16 protein-coding genes are annotated in these 22,375 nt (G+C 67.5%); 12 read left to right on the top strand and 4 right to left on the bottom strand.

Annotated elements, in window-relative coordinates; genetic code table 11:
* The first annotated feature begins 74 nt into the window (after nucleotides 1–74).
* The 5 genes from hflD (at nucleotide 75) to F817_RS0108995 (ending at nucleotide 6,688) form a co-directional block, all read left to right on the top strand.
* Complete coding sequence (gene hflD / locus F817_RS0109015) at nucleotides 75–704, top strand: high frequency lysogenization protein HflD (protein WP_024327340.1); 630 nt, start codon at nucleotides 75–77, stop codon at nucleotides 702–704.
* Between the two features lie 15 nt (nucleotides 705–719).
* Nucleotides 720–3,473, top strand: a complete 2,754-nt coding sequence (gene acnA / locus F817_RS0109010; protein WP_024327339.1) for an aconitate hydratase AcnA — start codon at nucleotides 720–722, stop codon at nucleotides 3,471–3,473.
* A gap of 67 nt (nucleotides 3,474–3,540) precedes the next feature.
* A complete protein-coding gene (locus F817_RS0109005) occupies nucleotides 3,541–3,870 on the top strand; it encodes a hypothetical protein (protein ID WP_024327338.1) in 330 nt (109 codons plus the stop codon).
* On the top strand, nucleotides 3,870–4,709 hold the full coding sequence (locus F817_RS0109000) for an HDOD domain-containing protein (protein WP_024327337.1): 840 nt from the start codon (nucleotides 3,870–3,872) through the stop codon (nucleotides 4,707–4,709). The genes F817_RS0109005 and F817_RS0109000 overlap by 1 nt, the downstream gene beginning before the upstream one ends.
* A 29-nt stretch (nucleotides 4,710–4,738) precedes the next feature.
* Nucleotides 4,739–6,688, top strand: coding sequence for a bifunctional diguanylate cyclase/phosphodiesterase (locus F817_RS0108995; RefSeq protein WP_024327336.1), 1,950 nt, complete (start codon nucleotides 4,739–4,741; stop codon nucleotides 6,686–6,688).
* A 7-nt stretch (nucleotides 6,689–6,695) separates the two neighbouring features.
* Here F817_RS0108995 and F817_RS0108990 read toward each other — a convergent pair whose 3' ends face one another.
* Nucleotides 6,696–8,078: a lyase family protein gene (locus F817_RS0108990; RefSeq protein WP_024327335.1), complete on the bottom strand. Its 1,383-nt coding sequence runs from the start codon at nucleotides 8,076–8,078 to the stop codon at nucleotides 6,696–6,698.
* Between the two features lie 95 nt (nucleotides 8,079–8,173).
* On the opposite strand from F817_RS0108990, the gene purB reads away from it, so the two are divergent.
* Nucleotides 8,174–9,541 (top strand): adenylosuccinate lyase, encoded by a 1,368-nt coding sequence (gene purB, locus F817_RS0108985; protein ID WP_024327334.1) that lies wholly within the window; start codon nucleotides 8,174–8,176, stop codon nucleotides 9,539–9,541.
* Between the two features lie 13 nt (nucleotides 9,542–9,554).
* Nucleotides 9,555–10,727, top strand: coding sequence for a cupin domain-containing protein (locus tag F817_RS0108980; RefSeq protein ID WP_024327333.1), 1,173 nt, complete (start codon nucleotides 9,555–9,557; stop codon nucleotides 10,725–10,727).
* A gap of 23 nt (nucleotides 10,728–10,750) precedes the next feature.
* On the opposite strand, the gene dusA is transcribed toward F817_RS0108980, so the two are convergent.
* Nucleotides 10,751–11,740, bottom strand: a complete 990-nt coding sequence (gene dusA, locus F817_RS0108975) for a tRNA dihydrouridine(20/20a) synthase DusA (protein ID WP_024327332.1) — start codon at nucleotides 11,738–11,740, stop codon at nucleotides 10,751–10,753.
* Nucleotides 11,741–11,796: 56 nt separating this feature from the next.
* Between dusA and F817_RS0108970 the strand changes: the two genes are divergently transcribed.
* The gene (locus F817_RS0108970; RefSeq protein ID WP_024327331.1) at nucleotides 11,797–13,224 is read left to right on the top strand and encodes a Glu/Leu/Phe/Val dehydrogenase; all 1,428 of its coding nucleotides are present in this window, start codon (nucleotides 11,797–11,799) and stop codon (nucleotides 13,222–13,224) included.
* Nucleotides 13,225–13,286: 62 nt separating this feature from the next.
* On the opposite strand, the gene F817_RS0108965 is transcribed toward F817_RS0108970, so the two are convergent.
* On the bottom strand, nucleotides 13,287–14,672 hold the full coding sequence (locus F817_RS0108965; protein WP_024327330.1) for a M17 family metallopeptidase: 1,386 nt from the start codon (nucleotides 14,670–14,672) through the stop codon (nucleotides 13,287–13,289).
* Nucleotides 14,673–14,775: 103 nt separating this feature from the next.
* On the opposite strand from F817_RS0108965, the gene F817_RS0108960 reads away from it, so the two are divergent.
* The 4 genes from F817_RS0108960 (at nucleotide 14,776) to mnmD (ending at nucleotide 20,076) form a co-directional block, all read left to right on the top strand.
* Complete coding sequence (locus F817_RS0108960; RefSeq protein ID WP_024327329.1) at nucleotides 14,776–15,753, top strand: ABC transporter ATP-binding protein; 978 nt, start codon at nucleotides 14,776–14,778, stop codon at nucleotides 15,751–15,753.
* Complete coding sequence (locus F817_RS0108955) at nucleotides 15,750–16,532, top strand: ABC transporter permease (RefSeq protein ID WP_024327328.1); 783 nt, start codon at nucleotides 15,750–15,752, stop codon at nucleotides 16,530–16,532. Before F817_RS0108960 ends, F817_RS0108955 begins: the two co-directional genes overlap by 4 nt.
* 99 nt (nucleotides 16,533–16,631) lie before the next feature.
* Nucleotides 16,632–18,131: a peptidoglycan DD-metalloendopeptidase family protein gene (locus F817_RS0108950; RefSeq protein ID WP_024327327.1), complete on the top strand. Its 1,500-nt coding sequence runs from the start codon at nucleotides 16,632–16,634 to the stop codon at nucleotides 18,129–18,131.
* Between the two features lie 133 nt (nucleotides 18,132–18,264).
* Nucleotides 18,265–20,076 (top strand): tRNA (5-methylaminomethyl-2-thiouridine)(34)-methyltransferase MnmD, encoded by a 1,812-nt coding sequence (mnmD, locus tag F817_RS0108945; RefSeq protein ID WP_024327326.1) that lies wholly within the window; start codon nucleotides 18,265–18,267, stop codon nucleotides 20,074–20,076.
* Here the strand turns inward: mnmD and F817_RS0108940 are convergent.
* Nucleotides 20,046–22,202, bottom strand: a complete 2,157-nt coding sequence (locus F817_RS0108940) for a diguanylate cyclase domain-containing protein (RefSeq protein ID WP_029681081.1) — start codon at nucleotides 22,200–22,202, stop codon at nucleotides 20,046–20,048. The genes mnmD and F817_RS0108940 overlap by 31 nt on opposite strands.
* Nucleotides 22,203–22,375 lie beyond the last annotated feature (173 nt).

The raw sequence follows: 22,375 nt of genomic DNA, 5'->3' as shown, positions 1-22,375 counted from the left end.
TCTCCCAGGCCACTTCCGGTATAGTGGCCGCTGCCCGGCGACCCGACTCCGACCCACCCAAGGAACCGACTGGTTTGGACCGCTCCGATCACAACCGCACCCTGGCGCTGGCCGCCCTCTTCCAGTGCGCGAGCCTGGTCAAGGATCTGGCCTGGCGCGGCAATTGCGACGAATACGAATTCGAGGTCCTGATCGGCAGCCTGTTCGCCTTCGACGCCGAGACTCCCGAGGCCGTCTACCGCGAGGCGGTCAGCCTGCGCAGTGGCCTGGAGCGCATCGAGAGCCAGTTGCAAAACGGCAGCAAGCCGCCGGACATGGAGATCACCCGTTACGCCATCGGGCTGATCTTCCTCGAGCGCAAGCTGCAAAAGCGCGACGACATGCTGCAGAAGCTGACCGACGGCCTGCAGGGCGCCCAGCGCCAGATCGACTACTTCCACATTACGCACGAAAGCGTGATTGCCCGGCTGGCCGAGATCTACAAGGAGACCATCTCCGAGCTCGGCCCGCGCATCATCGTGCAGGGCGAACAGAACAACCTGTCCAACCCCGAAACCGCGGCGCGCATCCGCGCCCTGCTGCTGGCCGGGATCCGCGCGGCGGTCCTCTGGCGCCAGGCCGGCGGATCGCGCTGGAAACTACTTTTTGGCCGCAAGCGGCTGATTCGCGAAGCGAACGACATCCTCAATCGACTCAATACCTGAACGCGGAAGACGCACATGAGCCACGCTGACCCCAAGAACACCCGGACCCTCACCGCTGGCGGCCGCGAATGCCGCTACGTGCCGATCACCGACGATGCCCGGGCGACCGACCTGCCGTTTGCGCTGAAGGTGCTGCTGGAAAACCTGCTGCGCTTCGAGGACGAGCGCACGGTGCGCCGCGCCGACATCGAGGCCTTGCTGGACTGGGATCCGAAGGCCGAACCGACCCAGGAGATCGCGTTCCGTCCGGCGCGCGTGCTGCTGCAGGACTTCACCGGGGTGCCGGCGGTCGTCGACCTCGCCGCGATGCGCGATGCCATGGAGGCCCTGGGCGGTGATCCCAAGAAGATCACACCGCTGCAGCCGGCCGAGCTGGTCATCGACCACTCGGTGCAGGTGGATGCCCACGGCAACGCCAACGCGATGAACCTGAACGCGGAGCTCGAATACTCGCGTAACCGCGAGCGCTACAGCTTCCTCAAGTGGGGCCAGCAGGCGTTCGATACCTTCAAGGTGGTGCCGCCAGATACCGGCATCGTCCACCAGGTGAACCTCGAATACCTGGCGCGTACGGTGTTCGTGGACGACCAGGCCGAGGGGGGCTGCATGGCCTACCCGGACACCCTGGTCGGGACCGACTCCCACACCACCATGATCAACGGCCTGGGCGTGCTCGGCTGGGGCGTGGGTGGCATCGAGGCCGAGGCCGCGATGCTCGGCCAGCCGATCTCCATGCTGATCCCGCAGGTCGTGGGCTTCCGCCTGACCGGCAAGCTGGCCGAGGGCGCGACCGCGACCGACCTGGTGCTGGTGATTGTCGAGACGCTGCGCAAGAAGGGCGTGGTCGGCAAGTTCGTCGAGTTCTTCGGCGACGGCCTGGCCGACCTGCCACTGGCCGATCGCGCCACCATCGCCAACATGGCCCCGGAATACGGCGCCACCTGCGGCATCTTCCCGATCGATGACGAGACCCTGACCTACCTGCGCCTGACGGGGCGCGACGCCCAGCACATCGAGTTCATCGAGGCCTACGCGAAGGCCCAGGGCCTGTGGCGCAACGACAACGCCCCGATCGCCCGCTACAGCGACATGCTCGAGCTGGACCTGTCCACCGTGGAGCCGAGCCTGGCCGGGCCCAAGCGGCCGCAGGACCGTATCCCCTTGAGCCAGGCCGGTGCCACCATTACCCGCCATCTGGACACCATGCTCAAGGAACGCGACAGCGGCGCCGACGAACCCGCCGAGGCGGAGCGTTTCGCCGCCGAGGGCGGCCATACCGCGGTCGGGGTGGAACACCAGGCGGAGGAGCCCCACCACACCGCCATCGAGATGGACGGCGAGACCTTTACCCTGGATCACGGCGATATCGTGATTGCCGCGATCACCTCCTGCACCAACACCTCCAACCCGTCGGTGATGCTGGGCGCCGGTCTCGTGGCCCGCAAGGCGCGCGAACTCGGCCTGCAGGTCAAGCCGTGGGTGAAGACGTCCCTCGCCCCTGGCTCGCGCGTGGTCACCGACTATCTCGAAAAGTCGGGTCTGCTGAAGGACCTCGAGCACCTGGGTTTCCACGTGGTCGGCTACGGCTGCACCACCTGCATCGGCAACTCCGGTCCGCTTCCGGAACCGATCTCCGAGGCCATCATCAAGGACGACCTGATCGTCAGCTCGGTGCTCTCCGGCAACCGCAACTTCGAGGGCCGCATCCATTCCGAGGTGCAGATGAACTTCCTGGCCTCGCCGCCGCTGGTGGTCGCCTATGCCCTGGCAGGCCGCAGCAATATCGACCTGTACAGTGATCCGATCGGCGAGAACGCCGCCGGTGACCCGGTCTATCTGAAGGACATCTGGCCGACCACGGAAGAGGTGCGCGAGACAGTGGCCAGCCATGTCGGCGCCGGCAGCTTCACGAGCGCCTACGGCGATCTCTATTCCGGCGAGGACCGCTGGCGCAATCTGGAGGCCCCGCAGGGCGAGCGATTCGACTGGCAGGAAGACTCAACCTACGTGCGCAACCCGCCCTACTTCAAGGGCATGGGCATGACGCCTATGCCCTGGCACGACATCCAGGGCGCGCGCGTGCTGGCCCTGCTGGGCGACTCGGTCACCACCGACCACATCTCCCCGGCCGGCTCCATCGCCAAGGACAGCCCGGCGGGCCGCTACCTGGAATCCAAGGGCGTGAAGCCGGCCGACTTCAACTCGTACGGTTCCCGTCGCGGGAATCACGAGGTGATGATGCGCGGCACCTTCGCCAATGTGCGCCTGCGCAACCTGCTGGCGCCGGGTACCCAGGGCGGGGTGACCCAGCACTTGCCGGACGGCGAACAGATGTCCATCTACGACGCGGCCATGCGCTATCAGGAAGAGGATACCCCGCTGATCGTGATCGCCGGCCAGGAATACGGCACCGGCTCCTCGCGCGACTGGGCCGCCAAGGGCACCCTGCTGCTGGGCGTCAAGGCGGTCATTGTCGAAAGCTTCGAGCGCATCCACCGCTCCAACCTCGTCGGCATGGGCGTGCTGCCGCTACAGTTCCTGCCCGGCGAGAACGCGGCCAGCCACGAACTGACCGGGCGCGAGACCTACAGCATTACCGGCGTGGAGAACGGCGAAGCCCGCGAGGCCACGGTCACGGCCGTGGATGACGACGGCCAGCGCAAGACCTTCACGGTACGCGTGCGCCTGGATACCCCGCAGGAGGTGGACTACTTCCGCCATGGCGGCATTCTCCCGTACGTGTTGCGCCAGCTCGCCGCTTCCGCATAAGGTCTGATCCATGGGGCGACGGATATCCACGGAGTCGGTACAGTCCGGTCAGACGCTGGCGACGGCGGTGCATGACCGTTCGGGCCGTCTCCTGATCCCCGCCGGCATGGTCCTCCAGGACAAGCAGATTCGCGTGCTGCTGTCCTGGGGCATCAGCACCGTCGAGGTCATCGAGGACGAACATGCGGCGGCCAATGACGGCCAGGACACCCCCCCGGAGACACCGGCGGCCGCCCGGCCCACGCCGGAGATGGAGGAGCAAGCCGATACCATCCTGTCCGAGCGCTTTCGTCACTGTGACGTGACGGCCCATCCGATGGACGGGATCTACCGCCTGGCCCGCGAGCAGTTGCTGGACGAACTGATGCGCCGCGGCCCCAACGCCCGGAGTGCGTAATGACGGTTGCCGAGTTTCTCGAGCAGGACGACGCGCTGTGCAGCTTTTCCGGTAGTTACAACACAATCTTCACGCGCCTTAGCGACCCGACCGCGAACGTGGCCGGGATTACCGAGGCGGTGGAGCTGGACCCGACCATCGCCGCCAAGACACTGCGGATGGCCAACTCCTCCCTGTACGGGTTCCCGGAACCGATCGACACCCTGCACCGGGCGGTGTCCATCATTGGCCTGCAGCAGATGCGCCAGATCGTGCTGTCGACGATCGTCATCGAGCATTTTCGCGGTCTGCCGGTGATCGGTGTGGACATGGAATCCTTCTGGCGCCACAGCATCGCCGTGGGCGTTCTCAGTCGGTCCATCGCGCGTTTCCGGCGCGAGGCGAACATCGAGCGCCTGTACCTGTACGGGATCATGCACGACCTGGGACGACTGCTGCTGTTCCTGCGCCTGGGCAGCCGCACCGAGGAACTGATCAACATCCGCGAGCGCGAGCAGTGCCTGCTGTTCGAGGCCGAGCGCGAACTGCTCGGTTTCGATCATGCGGCGATCGGCTCCGCCCTGCTGGAGGAATGGGGCATGGCCCCGGCCCAGGTAGAGGCCACGCGCTACCACCACGCCCCGGACCAGGCCCGCGCGTTTCCGGTGGAGACCGCCATCGTGCACGTCGCCGACAGCATCGCGAATTCGCTGCGGCTGGGATCGTCCGGCGAGCGGTTTGTGCCGCCGGTCGCCCCCGAGACCTTCGACCGCATCGGCCTGGAGATGCCGATCTACGAAGACATCATCGGCCACGCCCGCAAGCATCTGGACCAGATGCAGGCGATCCTCCTCGACTGAGCCCGTATGCAGGCAAAGGACGCTGTTGCATGAGCCCATCGTACCGAACGCCCGAGGAGGTCAACGCCCTCCATGAGCGCATCCGCTTCCTCGAGGAGGCCCTGGAGGCCAACGCCTACGCGATGGACGTGCTCGCCTCGACCACGGCGATCTTTGGCGACACCGACCGCAACCGCAGCCCCGAGCTCATCATCCAGAACACCATCGAGTCCATCCGCCGCCTGCTCCCGGCGCAGGACATGGCCGTGTATGTCCTGGACAACGACTGTTCCTTCAACCTGGCCTACCAGGAACAACCGGGCGAGCTGGAGCCGGACCTCGCGGATACCGTTGAACAGCTCATCCAGGACGGGCAGTTCTCCTGGGCGCTGCACCAAAATCACCCGGTCTGCCTGCCCTCCCCGGCGGCGGGCGACAGCGTGCTGCTGCACGTCATCTCCACGCGCACCCGCATTCGCGGCATGTTCGTCGCCCGCTTCCACCAGGCGGAGCTGCAGCGCTACGAGATGATCCTGTCGACGCTGACCATGGTGCTGTTCAACACCGCCTACGCGCTGGAGAGCGCCGACCTGTTCCAGATGATGGACCGGCGCCAGAAGGCCCTGCAGCGGATCACGGAACGCCAGTCACGCGAGCTGCTGCACCACATGTCGCACGATTCGCTGACGAACCTGCCCAACCGGATGCTGTTTAGCGACCGGCTGTCACAGGCCATGGAGCGCCACGCGGACAATGCGGGGCACGTGGCGTTGATCCTGCTGGATCTCGACAACTTCAAGCGTACCAACGACTCCCTCGGCCACCGCGCGGGCGACGAGCTGATCCGCAAGGTCGCCCAGGATCTCTCCGAGCTCCTGAACCAGGCCCGCGAGCGTTCGGGCCGCCACCTGCGGACCACGCTGTCGCGCCTGGGCGGCGACGAGTTCGGCATCCTCGTCGAGGACGGCCAGGGACTGGAAGGGGTGGTCCGTCTGGTCACGGACGTCGTGCGCAAGACGGCCACCGAACGCCAGATCTTCGACCAGCCGGTGGTCAGCAGTGTCTCCTGCGGGATCGCGATCTACCCCTACGACGGCGAGGATCCGGATACCCTGCTGGGCAACGCGGACGCCGCGATGTACGAGGCGAAGCAGCGCGGCCGCAACGGGTTCCGCTTCTACACCCAGGATCTCAACGCCCGGACCTTCCGCCACTTCGAGTTGGAGAACGAACTGGGCCAGGCGATCGCCAATGACCAGCTCGTGCTGCACTACCAGCCGAAGGTGGAACTCGCGAGTGGACGCATCATCGGCGCGGAGGCCCTGATTCGCTGGCAGCACCCGAAACTGGGCCTGCTCCCGCCGGGACACTTCATCGAGCTGGCCGAGGACATGACCCTGATCGAGGAGATCGGGGAATGGGTCCTGCGCCAGGTCTGCCGGGACCTTCAGTCCCTGCACATGCCGGAGGAGGAACTGCCGCGCGTCGCGATCAATGTCTCCGCCCGCCAGCTGCGCCAGCCGGACCTCGCCGGGGGGTTCCATCGCATCATCCGCGAGGCCGGCATCCCGCCCCGCTGCATCGAGCTCGAGCTGACCGAGACCAGCATCATGGACGACCCGCAGGGAGCGGCCCGGGTCTTCCAGCGCCTGCGCCAGGTGGGGATGTCCCTGGCGGTCGACGACTTCGGTACCGGCCACGCCTCGCTGATGCAGCTCAAACAGATCCCCGCGGACACGTTGAAGATCGATCGTTCCTTCGTGAAGGACCTCGACCAGGGCGAGGGTCACTCGCAGATCGTGCGCGCGATCGTGCTGATGGCCCGCACGCTGGGCCTGGACGTGATCGCGGAGGGCGTGGAGACCGAGCGCCAAGCGCAAGTCCTGCAGGCGCTCGACTGCCATACGGCCCAAGGCTATTTCTACTCGTACCCGGTCCCGTTTGCCAATTTCCGGGAGCTGCTCCGCCCGGCCGTGGTGCTTCCCGTCGAGACCGCTTGACCGTTCCCTATCCGTCCTGCGGCCCGGTCAGGACCGCCGGGTCGAGCAGCGCCTGCAGGCGTTCGCGCGGGATGTCCGTGTGTTCCGCCGCTACGTCGACGATCGGGCGCCCCGTCGCGTAGGCCTCCTTGGCGATGCGGGCGCCGGCCTCGTAGCCGATCTCCGCGTTCAGGGCGGTCACCAGGATCGGGTTGCGATCCAGGGCGGCGCGCAGGACATCCTCGTTCACCGTAAAACCGGCCATGGCCCGATCCGCCAGATGACCGGCCGCACGCGCGAGCAGGCTTGTCTGGTTGAGCAGGTTGTCGGCGATCAGCGGCAACCCCACATTCAGCTGGAAACTGCCCCCCTGCCCCGCGGCGGCAATCGCGGCATCCAGCCCGATTACCTGCTGCGCGGCCATGATCACGGCCTCGGGTATCACCGGATTTACCTTGCCCGGCATGATCGAACTGCCCGGCTGCAGGGCCGGAAGCGCGATCTCGCCGAGCCCGGCCAGCGGCCCCGAGTTCATCCAGCGCAGGTCGTTCGCGATCTTGATCAGGCTGGTGGCCGTGGTGCGCAGCTGGCCGGACAGCTCGACCGCCGTGTCCTGGCTGGCCAGGGCCGCAAACCCGTTGGGCTCGCGTTCAAAGGCAATGCCGGTGCGTTCCGCCAGGCGCCGGGCCACACGGTCACCAAAGGCGGCGGGGGCGTTAATACCCGTGCCCACCGCCGTGCCGCCGATCGCCAGGCGATTCACCCGGGTGCGGGTTTCGCGCAGGCGTTCGACGTCCAGCTCGAGCTGTGTACGCCAGCCCGACAGCTCCTGGCTCAGGCGCACCGGCATGGCATCCATCAGGTGGGTGCGGCCGGTCTTCACGATCTCGGTCAGCTCGCCCTCGCGCCGGGCGATGGTGGCGATCAGGTGGCGCAGGGCCGGAATCAGCTCCTGTTCCAGCTGGACCGAGGCCGCCACGTGCAGGGCGGTCGGGATCACGTCATTCGAACTCTGCGAGCGGTTCACGTGATCGTTGGGATGAACCGGCAGCGACTCGGTGGAGGCCAGGTGCGCGATCACCTCGTTCATGTTCATGTTGCTGCTGGTCCCGGAGCCGGTCTGGTAGACGTCCACCGGAAACGCGTCGGCATGCTCGCCGCTGGCGACCGCCTCGGCCGCCGCCACGATCGCGGCGGCCACCTCGGGCGTCAGTTGTTCCAGGGCCTGGTTGGCCTCGGCGCAGGCCGCCTTGGTCTGGGCCAGTGCATAAATGAAGGCCGGGGGCAGCGGCCGCTGGGCGATCTGGAAGTTGTCCACCGCGCGCTGAGTCTGGGCGCCCCACAGGGCCTGTTCCGGGACCTCCACTGTCCCGAGGCTGTCCTGTTCCTGACGCGTTGCGGGCTTCGACATGCCTTCCTCCTGGTTTGCGCGGGTGCGATGCTGTATTGCAGTTGAGCGCCTTAGTATACTGCGCCGCCTGTCCCGAACCCGACCCCGGAATTCCCATGTCCCTGAGCCCCCTGACCGCGATCAGCCCCGTCGACGGCCGCTACGCCCGCCACACCCGCGACCTGGCCCCCTATTTCTCCGAACAGGGCCTGATGCAGGCCCGCGTGCGGGTGGAGATCGCCTGGCTCAAGGCACTGGCCGCCGAACCGGCCATCCCCGAGGTCCCGGCGCTGACCGACGAGGCCGGCGCCTTCCTCGACGAGATCGCCTTCAGCTTCGACGAAGTGGCCGGGGCGCGCGTCAAGGAGATCGAGGCGACCACGAACCACGACGTGAAGGCGATCGAGTACTACATCAAGGAGCAGATGGCGGACCGCGGCGACCTGCAGAGCCAGATCGAGTTCGTGCACTTCGCCTGCACCTCCGAGGACATCAACAACCTCGCCTATGGCGTAATGGTCCGCGAGGCCCGTGACATGGTGATGCTGCCGGCCCTGGATGCCGTGCTCGCCCCGCTGCGCGAACTGTCCGGCCGCTTCGCCGAACAGCCGATGCTCGCGCGCACCCACGGCCAGCCCGCCTCCCCCACCACCATGGGCAAGGAACTGGCCAACGTGGTCGCCCGCCTGGAGCGCCAGCGCGACGAGATCGCCGGGGTGGCCTGTCGCGGCAAGATCAACGGGGCGGTCGGCAACTTCAACGCCCATGCCGTCGCCTATCCCGAGGTCGACTGGCCCGCGCTGTCGCGCCGGATGATCGAGGGCCTGGGTCTGGAGCCAAATACCCATACCACCCAGATCGAGCCGCACGACTTCCTCGCGGAGCTGTTTCACGCCTTCATGCGCGCGAACACCATCCTGCTGGATGCCGCGCGCGACATCTGGGGCTATATCTCGCTGGGGTATTTCAAGCAGAAGGTCGTGGCCGGTGAAGTCGGCTCCTCGACCATGCCGCACAAGGTCAACCCGATCGACTTCGAGAACGCCGAGGGCAACCTGGGCCTGGCCAACGCCCTGTTCGACCACCTGGCGAGCAAGCTGCCGGTCTCGCGCTTCCAGCGCGACCTGACCGACTCCACCGTACTGCGCAACATCGGCCCGGCGTTCGCCTGGTCGCTGATCGCCTACAAGGCCTTCGGCCGCGGGCTCGGCAAGCTGGAGATCGAGCCGGGACGCCTGGCGGAGGATCTGGACCAGAACTGGGAGGTTCTCGGCGAAGCGGTGCAGACGGTCATGCGCCGCTATGGCATCGAGTCGCCCTACGAGAAGCTCAAGGAGCTGACGCGCGGACAGCGCATCACCCCCGAAGCATTGGCGGCGTTCATCGATGGGCTCGACATCCCGGAAGAGGCCCGCGCCCGCCTGCGCGAGCTGACACCGGGCACCTACACCGGCATCGCCGACCGACTCGCCCGCGACATCTGATCCGGCGCGCGGCATGGCGGCCCCGGACCCGAACCAACCGCTCGCCCTGCTCGGCGGCCTCACCCCCGCCGAATTCCTGCGCGACTACTGGCAGCAGCGCCCGCTGCTGGTGCGCGGCGCCATCCCCGGCTTCGACAACCCCATCGAGCCCGACGACCTCGCCGGGCTGGCGACCGATGCCGACGCCGCCAGCCGTATCGTCAGCGGTCATGTCGATCGCCAGGACTGGGATGTCGAGTACGGGCCCTTCGATGCCGAGCGCCTGGGCGGGCTGCCCCAGCGTGACTGGACGCTGCTGGTCACCGATGTCGAGCGCTTCTGGCCCGGGGGTCCGGAGTTCCTCGCGCGCTTCGACTTCGTCCCGCGCTGGCGCCGGGACGACCTGATGATCTCCTATGCCCCGCCCGGCGGCTCGGTCGGCCCGCATGTGGACCAGTACGACGTCTTCCTGTTCCAGGCCGCCGGGCGACGCCGCTGGCAGATCCAGGACCCGCCCGGATCGCTGGCGTGCCACGACGACCTCCCGCTGGCCATCCTGCAGGCGTTCGAGCCCACAGAGTCCTGGGAGCTGGGGCCCGGCGACCTGCTCTACCTGCCGCCCGGACTGCCGCATTACGGCATGTCCCTGGACAAGGCGTGCATGACCTGGTCGGTCGGCTTCCGGGCCCCGACCATCCTCGACGTACTGACCGGCTTTCTCGAGGAACGCGCCAACGTGATCGGCGACCAGGCGCGCTTCGAGGATCCCGGTCGGCACCCGGTCACGCATGCCACCGAGATCCCGGCGGCGGACCGGGGCGAACTGCGCGCGGCCCTGCGCGCGTTGCTGGCGGCCGAGGACCACGACCTGGACGCTTACCTGGGCCGTTTCCTGACCCGACCGGCCGGAAACGTGGAGCTCGCCCCGCAAGACCCGTCGCTCGCGGCCCGCGCGACCCCGGCGACCCGGTTCATCGTTCATCCGGGCGTGCGGCGCGCATGGTTCCGCGGCCCGGACGGTCCGGTGCTGTGCATCGCCGGCACTGACTATCCGGCACAGGCCGTTGCACCCGAAGTGCTCGAGACCTTCTGTGGCGCCGACACGCTCAGCATCGCGGAGTGGGAGGAGGCAATCCCCGCGATCCGGCAGGTCCTCGCGGACGGGCTCGAGGCCGGCTGGCTCGCGCCGGACGACCCGGCCGAATAACCGGGCACGCCCGTCGGGGGTCGTCAGGCGGCCCGAGGCAGACAGGCCTGCGCCGCCTGCACGATCAGTTCCGGCCCGGCGTCCGCCTGGTGGGCACCCTCGGTCAGGATGCGGCGCCACCGGCGGGCCCCGGGCTCGCCGTGGAACAGCCCCAGGATGTGACGGGTCAGGCGGGCCAGCGGAACGCCGTCGCGGCGCATCTGTTCCGCCAGCGCCAGGATGCCGTCCAGCACCGCTTCGCGAGTGGGGTCCTGCGCCGCGCCGAAATACAGGCGATCGACCGCGGCCAGGCTCCAGGGCTCGTGATAGGCCTTGCGGCCGAACATCACGCCGTCCACGTGTTCCAGATGGCTGCGGGCGCCGGGCACATCGTCCAGTCCGCCGTTCAGCACGATGGTCAGGTCCGGGAATTCCGTCTTCAGGCGGTACACGCGCTGGTGGTCCAGCGGCGGGACGTCGCGATTGTCCCTGGGGCTCAAGCCCTGCAGCCAGGCCTTTCGCGCATGCACTACGAAGTGCCGGCAACCGGCCTGTGCCACGCGTTCCACGAAGGCATGCAGGTCCGCCTCCGAATCCTGGTCATCAATGCCGATCCGGTGCTTGACGGTGACCGGGACATCCACGGCCTGCCGCATCGCCGCGACGCAATCGGCGACCAGGCCCGGCTGTGCCATCAGGCAGGCGCCGAAGGCGCCCGACTGCACGCGGTCGGAAGGGCAGCCAACGTTCAGGTTGATCTCGTCGTAGCCGCGCTCGGCCGCGATCCGGGCGGCGTCGGCCAACGTGGCCGGTTCGGAACCGCCCAGTTGCAGGGCCAGCGGGTGCTCCACCGGCGCATACCCCAGCAACCGGTCGCGATCGCCATGAATCACCGCGTTGGCATGCACCATCTCGGTGTACAACAATGCCCGCCGGGTCAGCAGCCGATGGAACCGGCGACACCAGGTGTCCGTCCAGTCCATCATCGGTGCCACCGAAAACCGCGGGTCGGGAGCGGATCCCGCGTCACTCATCAGCGAAGCCTCCATGCCTTGCGGGCGGCATGGCCACACCAGAAAGGATTGCCATCATGTCGGAAAGCGAAGTCCCTGAAACCTTTCTCGATAGTGTCTCACACATGGTCGACCGGGCCATGGCGTACCTTGAGCTGCCCGAGGGGGCCCGGGAGGCGCTGAAGACCTGTGATTCTGTCATTCAGGTGAGCTTTCCGATCCGTTTTCGCGACCGCATCGAAGTGTTCAGCGGCTGGCGGGCCGTGCACTCCGCGCATCGGATGCCGTCCAAGGGCGGGCTGCGCTTTGCGGCGACCATGGACCAGGAGCACGCCGAGGCACTGGCGGCCCTGATGACCTACAAGTGCGCCATCGTGGATATCCCCTTCGGCGGTTCCAAGGGCGGGCTGCGGATCGACCCGCAGAAATACGACGAATGGGAGATGGAACGCATCACCCGGCGTTTCGCCCACGAACTGATCCAGCGCGACTACATCAGCCCGGCCCAGAACGTGCCCGCCCCGGATGTCGGGACCTCGCAGCGCGAAATGGCCTGGATCATGGAGACCTATCGCGAGCGCCACCCGGAGGACCTGGACCATGCCGCCTCGGTCACCGGCAAGCCGGTCGAGCTGGGGGGCATCGTCGGTCGCCTCGAGGCGACCGGGCGCGGCGTGCAGTATGCGCTTCAGGCCTTCTTCCGCGAAGGCTCGGCGGCCCGCGAGGCCGGTTTCAAGGGCGGCCTGGGCGACCAGCGCATCATCATTCAGGGCTTTGGCAACGTGGGCTACTACGCCGCACGCTTTCTGCAGCACGATGACCACGCGAAGATTGTCGGCGTCATCAAGAGCGATGGCGGGGTGTATTCCGAAGACGGTATCGATGTTGAGGCGCTGCACGACTACGTGCGCCGCAGCGGCACCATGGAGGGCTTTGCGGGGGTCGAGTTCGTGCGCGATGGCAACCGCATCATGGAACGCGATTGCGACATCCTGATCCCCGCCGCGCTGGAAGGGGCGATCCACCGCGACAATGCCGACCGCATCCAGGCCCGCCTGATCGCCGAGGCCGCCAATGGCCCCTGCACGTGGGAGGCGGATCAGGCGCTGCGGGACCGGGGCGTCACGATCCTGCCCGACGTCTATGTGAACGCAGGCGGCGTCGTCGTCTCCTACTTCGAGTGGGTGCGGAACCTTTCCCACATGCGCTTCGGGCGCCTGGAACGCCGGTATGACCAGGCCCAGGGCCAGCACATCGTCACGGCCATCGAGATGATGACCAACGAGAGCATCCCGGAATGGATTCGTGACGCCGTCGTGCGCGGGGCCGAGGAGATCGACCTGGTCCGCTCGGGCCTCGAGGACACCATGCGCGAGGCCTTCCGCGAGATGCACGAGGTCCGCGAGGTGGAAAGCAACGGCGAGATCCTTGACTACCGCACCGCTGCCTACCTGATCGCCCTGCGCAAGATCATCCGCGCCCGCAGCGACCTCAAGCTCATCTGACCGCTATAGTCGGCGACTGGAGGGCGGGCGGCAGGGGGGAATCTCTCCCCCGGCCCGGCCCGCTACCCGGCCTGCCCGTAGCGCGACTCCAGCGCCGCGAACAATGCCCGCAGGCCCATGGCCTCGCCCCCCTTGGGCCGACCCGGCCGTGCGCGCTCGTTGAAGGCCATGATGTCGAAATGCATCCAGGTCGTCCCCTCGGGGACAAACTCCTTCAGGAACAGACCGGCCGTGATGGCCCCGGCGAGGCCACCGCTGGAGCTGTTCGCGATGTCCGCGACGTCGCTGTCGAGCATGTACCGGTACGGCGCGTGCAGCGGCAGCTGGCAGACCGGGTCGTCCCATTCGCGGGCCGGTTCGACCAGCGCCCGGGCCCAGCCCTCGTCCTGGGTGAGGCAAGCGCTGATCTCGGTCCCCACGGCCACCCGCGCAGCCCCGGTAAGGGTGGCGAAATCCACCAGCAGGTCGGGATGGAAGGCCCCCGCACGATCCAGCAGATCGGCCAGCACCAGCCGCCCCTCGGCGTCCGTGTTGTCGATCTCGATGCGCTTGCCGTTGCGCGCGGTGAGGACGTCCCCCGGCCGGAAGGCCCCGGCGCCGATAGCGTTCTCCACCGCGCCGACCAGCACGGTCAGCCGGAGAGGCAGATTCTGCGCCATGATCAGCCGCGCGAGGCCCAGCACGATGGCGGCCCCGCCCATGTCCTTCTTCATCTGGCGCATGGAATTCCCGGGCTTGAGGTTCAGCCCGCCGGAATCGAAGCACACTCCCTTGCCCACCAGCACCAGCGAGGGCGCGTCCGGCGGGCCCCAAGTCAGCTCGATGACCCTTGAACCATGGTGACTCGCCGCGCCCACGGCATGGATGCAGGGGAAGTCCTGCTCCAGCTTGTCGCTGTCACTGACCACATGCAGGCTGCAACCGAACTGCTCGGCCAGTTCCCGCGCCGTCACCGCCAGGTTGGCGGGCATCATGTCGGCCGCCGGGGTGTTGATCAGGTCACGGGTGAGGCTGATGGATTCGACGAACGCCAGCACCCTGGCCGGATCCGCGTCCTCCGGCCAGACCAGGCGTGGCGCGCGTTCCGGGGCCTCGCGGTAGCGGTCAAAGCGGTACCGCCCCAGACCCCACCCGATCGCGGCGAGGTTCTGCACTTCGGGGTTGAGAAAATCCGTCTCCAGGCGATAGTCCCCCGTACCCAGGGATTCCGCCGCGCCTGCCAGCATCCAGATCGGCGTCTCCGCATCGAAGCCGGCCAGGACCGCCTCCAGCCCGCCCTCGGCGTTCGGGATGCGCAGGGTGGCCCCCGGCTCCGCCTCGAACCCGGAGGCCTCCACCCATTTGCCCCAGCTGGCCGGGGCACTCTCCAGGCGAACCGGAAGGGATTCGCGGCTGACCGGGATCAGCAAAACGGCGGTTTCCGACGACGCAACAAAAACAGAATCCACGCGGCTTTCCTCGACAACGATTCAAAGCCTCCATAATACGCACCTTGTCGATCCCCCGGGATCGCTCCATGCAGGGAAACCCCGACCGCTACAGGACGTGACCATGACGCCAGCGCTGGAAATCCGCGGGCTGAAGAAGACCTACAAGAACGGATTCGAGGCCCTCAAGGGCATCGACCTCGAGGTGGCACCGGGCAGCTTCTTCGCCCTGCTCGGCCCCAACGGGGCCGGCAAGTCGACGACCATTGGCATCATCACCTCGCTGATCAACAAGACGGCCGGAACGGTCAAGGTCTTCGGTCACGACCTGGACACCGACCTGCAGGCGGTCAAGCGCTCCATCGGACTGGTCCCCCAGGAGTTCAATTTCAACAACTTCGAGCCGATTGGCGAGATCGTGGTCAATCAGGCCGGTTACTACGGGATCCCGCGCCGCGAGGCCTGGGAGCGCTGCGAGCACTACCTGAACGAACTGGGCTTGTGGGAGAAGCGCAAGGACATGGCGCGCACACTCTCCGGCGGCATGAAGCGGCGCCTGATGATTGCGCGCGCCCTGGTTCACGAACCACGCCTGCTGATCCTCGACGAACCCACCGCCGGCGTCGATATCGAACTGCGCCGTTCCATGTGGGACTTCCTCACCCGGATCAACACCGACGGGCGCAGCATCATCCTGACCACGCATTACCTCGAGGAGGCGGAGACGCTCTGCCGCAACATCGCGATCATCGACGACGGCGGCATCGTCGAAAACACCACGATGAAGCAGCTGCTGGCCAAGCTCGAGACCGAGACCATGGTGCTGGATCTCAGCGAGCCCCCGCCCGGCATCCCGCAGGATGCCCCGATCGTCCTGCGCCAGATTGACGATCTGACGCTGGAAGCGGACATCCGCAGTGGCCAGCACCTGAACGACCTGTTCCGCGTGCTGGATCAGGCCGGCATCCGGGTTCAGAGCATGCGCAACAAGTCCAACCGGCTGGAGGAGCTGTTCATCCGCATGACCCGCCCCGGACAGAGCCCCAGTCACCTGACACCGGGCGCCAGCGGCACCACCGAGCAGCCGGAGAACCAGGCATGAGCGACTCGCACCTGCGCCACTACTGGACGGCCTTCCGCACCATCGTCACCAAGGAGGTCCTGCGTTTCGCGCGGATCTGGGTGCAGACGGTCCTGCCCCCGGTAATCACCACCGCGCTGTACTTCATCATCTTCGGCGGCCTGATCGGCGAGCGCATCGGGGAGATGGAAGGCTACCGTTACATGGACTTCATCGTACCCGGCCTGATCATGCTGGCGGTGATCACCAACAGCTATTCCAACGTGGTGTCGTCGTTCTTCGGGTCCAAGTTCCAGCGCCACATCGAGGAGCTGCTGGTCTCGCCCATCCCCAACAGCGTGATCATCCTCGGGTTCATCTTCGGTGGTGTGGCCCGCGGCCTGTCGGTGGGCGTTGCGGTGCTGCTCGTCTCGCTGTTCTTCAGCCCGCTCAGCATTCACAACCCACTGGTGATGCTGGTCATCGTGCTCATGACCTCCATCCTTTTTGCCATGGCCGGTCTGATCAACGGCGTGTTCGCGCGTACCTTCGACGATATCGCCATCGTCCCCACGTTCATCCTGACCCCGCTGACCTACCTGGGTGGAGTGTTCTACTCGATCAGCCTGCTGCCGGAGTTCTGGCAAGGGGTCTCCATGCTGAATCCGATCCTCTATATGGTCGACGCCTTCCGCTACGGCAGCCTGGGGCACAGTGATTTCCCGATCGCCATGTCGTTTGCAATCATCGCCGGCTTCATCGCCGTCCTCTACGGCATCGCCCTGGTGCTTCTCAATCGTGGAGTCGGGATCCGATCCTGAGGAACCTCGGCGGCGAAACGGCCCGCGCGCTCCGGCGGACGGTGTTTATTGCCCGAAAAAACGTGGTATAAAGCGGAAACTCTCCGGGGCAAGGGCCATATGGGTTACAGCAGAAAGACATCGCATTTCTTTCTGGCGGGCACCGCCGGACTCGCCATCCTGGTGGGGACCAGCCTCCTGCTCGCCTCCCAGCCTGCCGAGACCTCCCAGCCGCTCCCGATCGGTGCCGGCAACCCGCTCCCCAACGCCAAACTGTCGCTGGCGCAGGCCGACCACCCGGCCGGCGGGGCCGGCATCAGCCCGGCATCGCTCGACAAGGGCGCACAGACCGTCGCGTTCGCCACCGACATGATGGACGAGCCCGCCCCCGGCTTTGACGACACCACCGTCGACCCCGATGCCGAGGCCCCCACCTCGTACGAGACCTTCGATCTCGATGGTGACGCCGATTCGGTCTCCGAGGCCGAGGCCACCGATGACGAGTGGCACAGTCATACCCTGAAGGACGGCGAGCGCCTGACCGGCCTCTGGGAGCGCGAATGGGATCTCCCGCTCGCGACGCTCTACCGGCTGCTGGACGATGACGACAACGCCTCGATCCTGAACCGGGTGCGTCCCGGCCAGGAGATCGAATGGCAGGTGGACGACGAGGGCTACCTGACCCGCATGCGCCTGTGGACCTCTCGCGCCAGCGGACACGAATGGATCCGCGAGGCCGATGGCTGGGACTTCGAGCGCGCGGAAGTCGAGAACGGTCGCGAGGTCAGTCACCTGATCATCAACGCGGAGATCGACGGCAACATCGCCTCGGCCCTGACCGAACGCGCCGATATTTCGCCGGGGGCCGCCAACGCCCTCGCCGTGCTCCTGGACCGCTACCTGCCGGTGCGCACGCACGCCCGCACCGGGGACCAGTTCACGCTGCTGGTGGAACAGGAAACCCTGGTGGGCGACGATACCCCGCACAATCTGCGCCTGCTCGCCTTCGACTACGAGGGCGAACGCATCGAGATCCGCGCCGCGCGCAACGTCAACGGGCGGTTCTACACCCCCGAGGGCGAGAGCCTTCTTCCGCCGTTTGATCGCCGACCGTTTGCCGGAAACTACCGCATCAGCTCCAGCTTCAACCCGCGCCGTCGCCACCCGGTCACCGGGCGGGTCGCCCCGCACCACGGGACAGACTTCGCCATGCCGGTGGGCACCCCGATCCTGGCCCCGGCCGATGGCCGCGTCACCCGCGTGGAGAACCATCCCTACGCCGGACGCTTTATCGTCATCGAACACGGCCAGGGCTATTCCACGCGCTACCTGCACCTGGACCGTCAGCTGGTGCGCCCCGGCCAGACCGTGGAACGCGGCGACCGCATCGCGCTGTCCGGCAACACCGGGCGCAGCACCGGGCCTCACCTGCATTACGAGATTCACGTGAACAGCCGGCCGCAGAACCCGATGCGCGTGGAGCTCCCGGAAAGCGATGCCCTGGAAGGCGACGAGCTCGACCGTTTCAAGTCCATCAGCCAGACCCTGCTGGCACAACTCGACAACGGGGTTCGGAACCAGCAGGTTGCCTTTACCTCGTTCGACGAACTGACGCGCTGACGAACTGACCCGTCCACTCCCTGTACCGCTCGCGGAGCGCAGAACCCTGCGCTCCGCCGGCTTTTCCGGACCCGTGACCTCCCACTCTCCGCGCCCGATCCTCGACTGGGCACGCCTCGAATGGCGTGACGGCATGCCCTATGCTGTCGACTACGGCGACGGCTATTTCGGCTCCCGGGACCCCCGGGCCGAGGTCCAGGAGGTCTTCATCGAAGCCAACCGGCTGCCCGGACGTTTCGCGGGATGCCGGCACTTCGCCATCGGCGAGACCGGCTTCGGCACCGGCCTGAACCTCCTGCAGACACTGGACCAATGGCGGCAGTACGCGCCACGCGACGCCTTTTTGTCGCTGCTGAGCCTGGAGGCCCACCCGCTCTCGCCGGAAGACCTTGCCACGCTGCATCGTCATCTGGGGCTGGATGATCCCGACAGCCGGGCCCTGCGCGAGCAGTACCCGCCACCGGTTCCGGGACTGCACCGCATCGAGTTTCCGGGGGCCCGGGCGGTGCTGACCCTTGGCCTCGGCGATGCGGCTCCCCTGCTGGCCCAGGTCCGGGGCTACATCGACGCCTGGTTCCTCGATGGCTTCGCGCCCCGCAGCAACCCCGCACTCTGGAACACCGGCGTCTTCCGCCAGGTGGCGCGGCTGTCCGCGCCCGGGGCGACGTTCGGGACCTACACCGCGGCGGGCCAGGTCCGGCGCGATCTGGAAGCCGTCGGATTCACGGTCCAGCGGGTGGCCGGCCACGGGCACAAGCGCGAACGCCTGACCGGAACTTTCCAGGGCCCACCGGCGGAACCGCCCTTCCCTGTCGCCCATGACGCTCGGCATGTCGCACTGGTGGGCGCCGGCCTCGCCGGGCTCGCCACGGCGCATGCCCTGCAGCGGCGCGGTATCCGCACGACAATCTTCGACCCGGACGGCGTCGCCGGGGGTGCCTCCGGCAACCCGGCCGCCGTGCTGCTGCCGAACCTCCATCCCCGGGACACCGAGCTGAACGATATCGCCCTGGCGGGCATGCGCCGCACCCGTGCCCTGATCGACGAGCTGGAAGGCACAACCCGCGAGACGCTTCGCCTGGCATCGGGGGTGGCCTTCCACGGGATCAGCGCCCACGGCCAGAAACGCGTCACGCGGCTGCGCAAGGCCGGCCATGCGGCGACCGGTCTGCTATTCGACCCGGAGGGGCCGCGCTGCGCCGATGCGCCCCATCTTTACTACCCGCAGGGCCTAGCGGTGGACATGGCGGCCCTGTGTCGCGCCCTGGCCCGTGACCTGCCGCCCGTGCGACCGGAGCCAGTGACCGGGGTCGAGCCGGGAACCGTACCGGACGGTGGCGTGCGCCTGGAGACCCCGGCGGGGACGGAGGCGTTCGACGCCGTCGTCCTGGCCAATGCCGCCGGTTGCGGGACATCCCTGTGTCCGGAACAGGCCACGATCTCGACCGTTACCGGACAGATGACCCGCATTGCAGCCCCCCTGCCCGACTGGGGCGGATACGTTGCCACCGGTCAGGGCTACTGCATCCCGGGGCCGGGCACCAGCGCCTGGATCGGCGCGACGTACCGCCGCACGGAGGGCGCTGGCGAGGCCCGCGACCGCTCCCCCCTCGCCGAGGACGATGCGGCGAACCTGCGCCACCTTGCCTGGGTTCCGGGCCTCGAGCATGCCGAAGCCATCCAGGTTCTGGACCACTGGGCCGGCGAACGGGCCGTCGTGCGGGACCGCCTGCCGCTCGTCGGCCGCAGCCGGCTGGACCGGCACGGACGTATCCTGCTGAACCTTGCTCACGGCTCTCGGGGCCTGTTGTATGCCCCCCTGGCGGCCGAATGGCTGGCCGACCATCTACTGGGACTGATCGAGCCCCTGGAGGCCGCCACCGCGGCACGTCTCGACCCCGCCCGGCATGCGGATCAGGGCCCGGGCGGTTCCTCCGAGGCGTAGGCCACGGCATCGCGGGCGGCGGCCTTGACGCGATACATCGCGTGATCCGCCGCCATCATCAGGTCCGCGAGACGCTGGCCGTCTCGTGGATAGAACGCGACGCCAATGCTGCAGGACAAGGACTGTTCCACCGCCTCCATGTGACCGGGATGCAGCTCGAAGGGCGCGCTGAATGCCTGCCGCAGGCGTTCCACCAGGCCCCGCGCCTCCTCCGGCCGATGCAGGGGAGCACTCAGCACGATGAACTCGTCGCCCCCCAGACGAACCAGCAGGTCATCCGGGCGCAGACTGCCGGCCAGGCGCCGGGCCAGCTGGCGCAGCAGATCGTCCCCCACCGCGTGGCCGTACTGGTCGTTCACCGGCTTGAAGCGGTCCAGATCGATGAACAGCAGGGCCAGCTGGCCTTCCTTGCGATCCGCCCGCGCGGCCAGCCGCGGGAACGCTCGCTCCAGCGCGGCGCGGTTGGCCGTCCCCGTCAATGGATCCTCCCAGGCGAGGGCCTGCATGCGATCCTCGAGCTTTTTGCGTTCGGTCACGTCCAGGGCGTGCCAGACCACCGCGGACGTGCCTTCAAACGGCGTGTGAATCGGCCGTACGCGCGCCTCGTACCAGCGCGTTTCCTCCGGCGCGACGGCGGGGTCACCCCCGTGAAACGCACTGGCGTGGAGGCGGTACTGGATCTCCTGCATCCGGCCTTCGCGCAATGCCCGCTGCACGAGACTCGAGAAGCGCCGGGCCACCTCGTCCGGCAGCAGCTCCGGGAGGCTGTGCCCCGCGGCAGAGGTGCGCGGGTCGCGGCCTCGTCGGGCCTCCCCGAACACGCGCAACACCAGCCCGTCCTCGTCAATCACGAGGGCATCACCCGGCATGGCCTCGAACAGCGCGTCCTGCAGATCGCGCGCCTCGCTGAGGGCATTGAACAGCATCCGATTTTCGTGCACATCGACAAAACTCAGCAGAGAAGCCCGTTGCCCCTCCCAGTCGATCGGCACCCAGCGCAACAGATGGAAACGCTGGTCCCCACCCGACACCCGCACACGGATCTCGCGCCCACGGGGTTCCTGCGGCACGTCGGCACTGGAGAAGTCCAGCTCCGGCGGCAGGCGCGCACGGTCGTCGGGGTGGATCACGTCCAGCGTGGAAAGGGGCTGGCCAGGTGTTGGCGCCACCCCGGTCATGCGCTCGAAGGCCGGATTCGCCCACAGGATCCGTCGCCCGGCGACCACCAGCGTCGCGTCCTCCAGGCGATTGACCAGCGCCTGATAGCGCGTCAGGGCGTCCCGGCGTTGACGCATGCCCTGCCCGATGCGGAAGGTGTAGCCGCTGACCGCCACCACTCCCACCACCCCCAGCACCCACCATGCCGCAGGCCGGGCCGTCGCCGACGGGCTCGGAAGCGGTTCGGCCACCATGCCCCACTGCCCGCCGGCAAAGTTCACATCGAATTCCAGCGGCGCGCCGGCGACATCGATGTCGCCGGGGTTGTAGAAAACCTCGCCCTCGGCACCGGTACCGTCCCGGCCACGCAGAGCCACCTGCAGCCCGCCGGGTCCCGGATCGAGGCCGGCCTGCTGCAACAGGGTGTCGAAGTCCAGCGCGATGCTCGACAGGCTCCATGGATTGCCCGGGGCGGATACGTCTTCCGGCTCGGTCAGGACTGGGGCCCGCACCAGGAGCCCGCGTCCGCCCTGGGCCAGCGGCCAGGGCCCTGCGACGACGGTCTCGCGACTCTCCAGCACTCGATGGAAGGAGGCGGACTGCTGCGGATGCCGGGCCAGATTGAGCCCGATAGCGTCCTCGTTGCCCTCACGCGGGTAGACCAGTTCGAGGATCTCGCCGCGTGCCAGGGTCAGGGATCGAATCAACTCGGGCTGCCCGCGATACAGCCGCTCCGCGGCACGGGCAAACTCGTCCTCGTTCAGCTCCGGATGCACATAGGCGTAGGCGGCAAGCCCGATCGTCGCGTGCACCGAGGCGTTGAGCACACTTTCCAGGCGCGAGCGGAGGCTGTTCGCCTCGGTCGCGAGGGTCTGCTGATAGCGTTCGGCCATCTGCTGCTTCCAGCCGTGGTCGATCGCCAGGAACAGCAACGCGAACAGTGCCCCCGCAAGAAGCGCCGCGACCACCGAGCCCGTGACATGAGGCTCGGTGGTTCGGACCCGCGTCGAAGACGTGGCCGCGCGGGCATCCGATTCTTTTGTCGTGTCCGGGGGTGGGCTCATGCCGCGTCTTTTTGGGCCTCGCAGAGGATTCTACTATGCGTCATCGGCCGGCGAACGGAAACGGTCAAGCGCCCGCA

This window comes from Thioalkalivibrio sp. AKL19, from assembly GCF_000420165.1.
Classification (GTDB): Bacteria; Pseudomonadota; Gammaproteobacteria; order Ectothiorhodospirales; family Ectothiorhodospiraceae; genus Thioalkalivibrio.
Note: the sequence above shows the minus strand (reverse complement) of the source record. Positions and strands in the feature narration are given on the sequence as shown.